The 3956-nt window shown below is 56.2% G+C and carries 5 protein-coding genes; all 5 read right to left on the minus strand.

Annotated elements, in window-relative coordinates; all coding sequences use genetic code 11:
• Positions 1-209: 209 nt before the first annotated feature.
• The gene (locus ABX962_RS32005; RefSeq protein WP_008708273.1) at positions 210-455 is read right to left on the minus strand and encodes an acyl carrier protein; all 246 of its coding nucleotides are present in this window, start codon (positions 453-455) and stop codon (positions 210-212) included.
• A gap of 337 nt (positions 456-792) precedes the next feature.
• On the minus strand, positions 793-1551 hold the full coding sequence (gene fabG / locus ABX962_RS32010) for a 3-oxoacyl-[acyl-carrier-protein] reductase (RefSeq protein WP_372725711.1): 759 nt from the start codon (positions 1549-1551) through the stop codon (positions 793-795).
• 257 nt (positions 1552-1808) lie between these two features.
• Positions 1809-2735: an ACP S-malonyltransferase gene (fabD, locus tag ABX962_RS32015; protein ID WP_372725713.1), complete on the minus strand. Its 927-nt coding sequence runs from the start codon at positions 2733-2735 to the stop codon at positions 1809-1811.
• Between the two features lie 74 nt (positions 2736-2809).
• On the minus strand, positions 2810-2992 hold the full coding sequence (gene rpmF / locus ABX962_RS32020; protein ID WP_081614431.1) for a 50S ribosomal protein L32: 183 nt from the start codon (positions 2990-2992) through the stop codon (positions 2810-2812).
• Positions 2993-3379: 387 nt separating this feature from the next.
• A partial coding sequence (locus ABX962_RS32025) for a trans-aconitate 2-methyltransferase (RefSeq protein ID WP_372725715.1) occupies positions 3380-3956 on the minus strand: 577 nt, incomplete at its 5' end.

A 3956-nucleotide genomic window follows, 5' to 3' on the forward strand; every position in this document is an offset into this window, starting at 1 on the left:
GTTCCGACCGGGCTTGCATCAAGAAGGCCTTCAATAAGTGCAGAAAAGAGTAATCAGCTGAGTTTACAAAATAAATGCCGCCGTGACATGTTCGCGTGAGCCGAAAAGGGGCCACGTCAACATCTCTCGGGCGGCAAGAGCGTCAACAATCGAATTGTTGGTCAACGTTGCTGGAACGGAACAAAGCCGTCCATCAATCACAGACAGCCTTAGGCGTCATCACCTTTGGCGTTCTCGATGAAATCCACTGCCTCACCCACCTTTTGGATCTTCTCAGCAGCTTCGTCGGGAATACTGATGTCGAACTCTTCTTCGAGTTCCATCACCAGTTCCACGGTATCGAGTGAATCCGCACCGAGATCGTTCACAAAGGAAGTTTCTCGAGTAATCTTGTCTTTGTCGACGCCAAGTTGTTCAGCAACAATATCGACAACGCGTTCTTCGACGCTAGCCATGGGCTATCTCCGGGGGAAATGTCAGCAAGTTTGTTAGGAGGATACGAGGTTCGGGGAAGTAGAGAAACTCGACTCCCCCAAAACCGGTCTTAACGAAGGCTCAATCATCATTGGCAACTCCGTCTTTGTTGGCCCCGCCTTCATTCAAGGGGTAGAGCCCGGCAGCGACCAGTGCTTTCGCCGAAAAGATAGGTCAAAAAGCTAAATCACGTCAATACACCGACAGGCGGTATGCGGCGGAAGTATCGTGATTTTCGCTAAGGCACGCAATCTGGTTAAAGATTGCGGGCCGGTTTGCTCTTTCTTCGTCGGGCAAGCCGAGGTCACCGTCGGTCGGTTAGCCAATCATCCCACCGTCCACGACGATGGTTTGCCCCGAGATGTAACCTGCATCGGCCGATGCCAGGAACAACACTGCGGCAGCAACTTCTTCGGGTTTGCCTACACGTTTTGCAGGAATGCGTTTCTTGACTTCCTCGAGCACGACGTCACCAAGTTCGGCCGTCATTTCGCTGGCGATGAAGCCCGGTGCGATGGCGTTCACCGTGACGCCGCGATTGACTAATTCTTTGCTCAGGGTGCGAGTCAGGGCGATCATGCCCGCCTTGCTAGCCGAGTAGTTGGCTTGACCGGGATTGCCGATCATGCCCGAGATACTGGCCATGTTGATGATGCGTCCGTACTTCTTTTTCCGCATCAAACCGGCAGCGGCACGGCAGCAGACGAAGCAGCTGGTCAGATTGGTGGCGATCACGTCGTCCCACTCTTCGTCGGACATGCCCCGCATCAGTTTGTCGCGGGTGATTCCGGCGTTGTTGACCAAAATATCGAGTCGACCGTGCTTTTGGGCAGTGTCTTCGATCGCAGCAGCAGCAGCGGCACGATCGGTGACGTCCACCGAAAGTGCTTCGGCTGTACCGCCGGCGGTTTCGATTTCGCTAACGGTCGAGGCCAGCTTGTCGGCGTTTCGTGCCAAGCAGACCACATGGGCTCCATTTTGAGCCAAAGCGACGGCGACGGCCTTTCCGAGCCCTTGGGAGGCTCCGGTGACGATCGCCACTTGGCCCTTCAAGTCCACTGCGATGGATAATTGCATGGTGCGTTTGTCTTTCTAGATCAAAGGAATGTGAGCGTTGTTGTGCGGGCTGATGGCCTGCAGTCGTGTCGGCCAACCAGTCGATTCGCGTGGTCTCGGGCTGGCTGGTTGGGGATTGGGCTGGACGCATCCCCGTTTGTGATCCGCCGCGGGCGTGATCCGAGTGCCGCAAAGGGTCGCAAGCCGCAGTTGATTGCGTCAGCCGGATAGGCTGGCTGTTTCAGCGAGTCGCGACCACCTCGTTGTCACTGTGAAAATCAGCCGTCACCGAAGCCTTCGGTTGGCAATTTGCGATGGATTCGCTTCAGCGTTCCCTGCAGCACGCGGCCGGTTCCTGCTTCCAAGAATCCTGCGATGCCATCGTCCATCATTTTGCGGATCGAGGCTTCCCAGAGAACGGGATTGACGACTTGGCGGCTGAGCAGGTTTTTGATTTCGGCTGCGGATTGATGCGGTGCCGCGTCGACGTTGCTGTAGACCGGGATGCGCGTGTCTTGGATCTCGATTGATTCGAGTGCTTCACCCAATTTTGCGACGGCGGATTGCATCAGCGAGGTGTGGAAGGCGCCAGCAACACTCAGCCGCACGGTTTTCATCGCACCGGCTTCTTGAGCAGCAGGCTCGACACGATCGATTGCTGAAATGTGGCCTGAGATGGCGATATTGCCAGGGCACAGCAGGTTGGCTGGCTGTAGCACTTCGTCGCCTTGGCGGCACTCATCGCAAACCGCTTGCACCGTTTCGAGGTCCAGTCCGAGGATGCTGGCCATGCCGCTTTGGACTGCATCCGAGGCAGCTTGCATCGCTTCGCCTCGTCGTTGAACGAGCCGAACGGCGTCTTGGAATTGGATGCCGCCCGCAAAACAGACCGCGGTGTATTCACCGAGACTCAGTCCTGCTGCGGCTTTGATCTTGTCGGCCAGTTCTGGGCGCTGGCTCAACACGACTTCTGCCGCAGCCATGCCGACGACAAATAATGCCGGTTGGCAGAACTCCGTTGCGTTCAGCTTGTCTTCGGGGCCTTCTTGCGAAAGCGTGACTAGATCGTAACCGAGTACTTCCGAAGCCGTGTCGTAGAGCGCGCGGGCTTGAGGGTAGTTTTCACACAGCCAGCGTCCCATGCCGATGTTTTGAGCACCTTGGCCTGGGAAAAGAATGCCCACAGAGTCAACGTCGAGCGCCACAGCAGCCCCTTCTTCAAAGATGCAGCAGCCTTGGGGTACAAGGCCTGTGCGTCAGGAAAACGAACTCGTCGAACTTATTCGTTAGGCGATTCGACGACGGTGCGGCCTTGGTAGTACCCACATTTAGGGCAGATCGTGTGCGTAGGCACAGCCGAGCTGCATTGCGGGCAATAGGCGACTTGACGCTTCTTGACGTGGTCATGTGAACGACGTTTGCCGGTACGGCTATTGGAATGTTTTCTTTTGGGGACAGCCATCGCTGGGGGTCCATAAGTGACAGGTTTTAGATGGAATCGAGCCGCGTATCGTAGGAACTTAACAGCGTGATCGTCAACGTGGCACTGGGACTTTCTTCTAAATTTGAGTTAAATGCTGCAATTTCTTGCCGAAAACCGTGCCAATCGCACCCTGCAAGGTACGATTTTTGCCCTTTTCGGAAACCGAACGCTTGGGAGACCGCAGCTGGCGAGTGGTCGGACGTTCATTGCTTTGCCGCGAGTGGTGCATCAAATCAATCATTGACGAAGACCCCGTAGCTACCGTCGCCAGACGGTGGAGATGCGTCGAAATGCTTCACACGCTGGCGAGCGGTGCGATTCCTGGAACACGACGACGACTCGACGACGCCCATTACTGTTTCGCACCTATTCCGGTTTGAACGCCACCATCATCCCCAATCCCATCCGGCTGGCGGCGATAAAGGTGAACTTGATTTTTTCCAATCCCTCGCGGGTCAGCAGCGATTCTGCCTCCTTCAGCGTTTTTATCGTCCCCCCCTGAGTTTCGAGTTCGAGTTTGAGCGCTTCGGTGGATTCGGTCAAATTCGGCTTGGTGGGGCCACGAAACAGGTCGATCACAATCACACGGCCGCCTGGTCGAATCGACGCAAAGGCTCGTTTCAGCAGTGCGGCTTGTTCGGCGGGTTGTTGAGCAAACAGACGTTGGGCGATCAAGGCGATATCGAAATCGCTCGGCAAATGGTTCTCGGCGGCCGTCTCGGCCGACGCGGGGTCGGCTTGGATCGCAGTGAATCGGGGGGCCAGTCCGATCGATTCGGCCATCGTGGTCGCCGCAGCGATCGGACCGGGGAAATCGACTGCGGTAATCGTCGCCTTTGCGTCTCGGTGAGCCATCGCACAGCTCCAGACGGCTGAACCACAACCGAGATCCAGAATTTTGGGGCCCTCGACCTCACCTTCGCCACCAATGTTCAGCATTTCA

The organism is Novipirellula sp. (assembly GCF_041583735.1).
In the GTDB taxonomy this organism is placed as follows: domain Bacteria; phylum Planctomycetota; class Planctomycetia; order Pirellulales; family Pirellulaceae; genus Novipirellula.

Excerpts from the sequence above, each read along its gene's own strand:
- fabG (WP_372725711.1), bottom strand. The coding sequence starts at position 1,551 with ATGCAATTATCCATCGCAGTGGACTTGAAGGGCCAAGTGGCGATCGTC.
- ABX962_RS32005 (WP_008708273.1), bottom strand. The coding sequence starts at position 455 with ATGGCTAGCGTCGAAGAACGCGTTGTCGATATTGTTGCTGAACAACTT.
- rpmF (WP_081614431.1), bottom strand. The coding sequence starts at position 2,992 with ATGGCTGTCCCCAAAAGAAAACATTCCAATAGCCGTACCGGCAAACGT.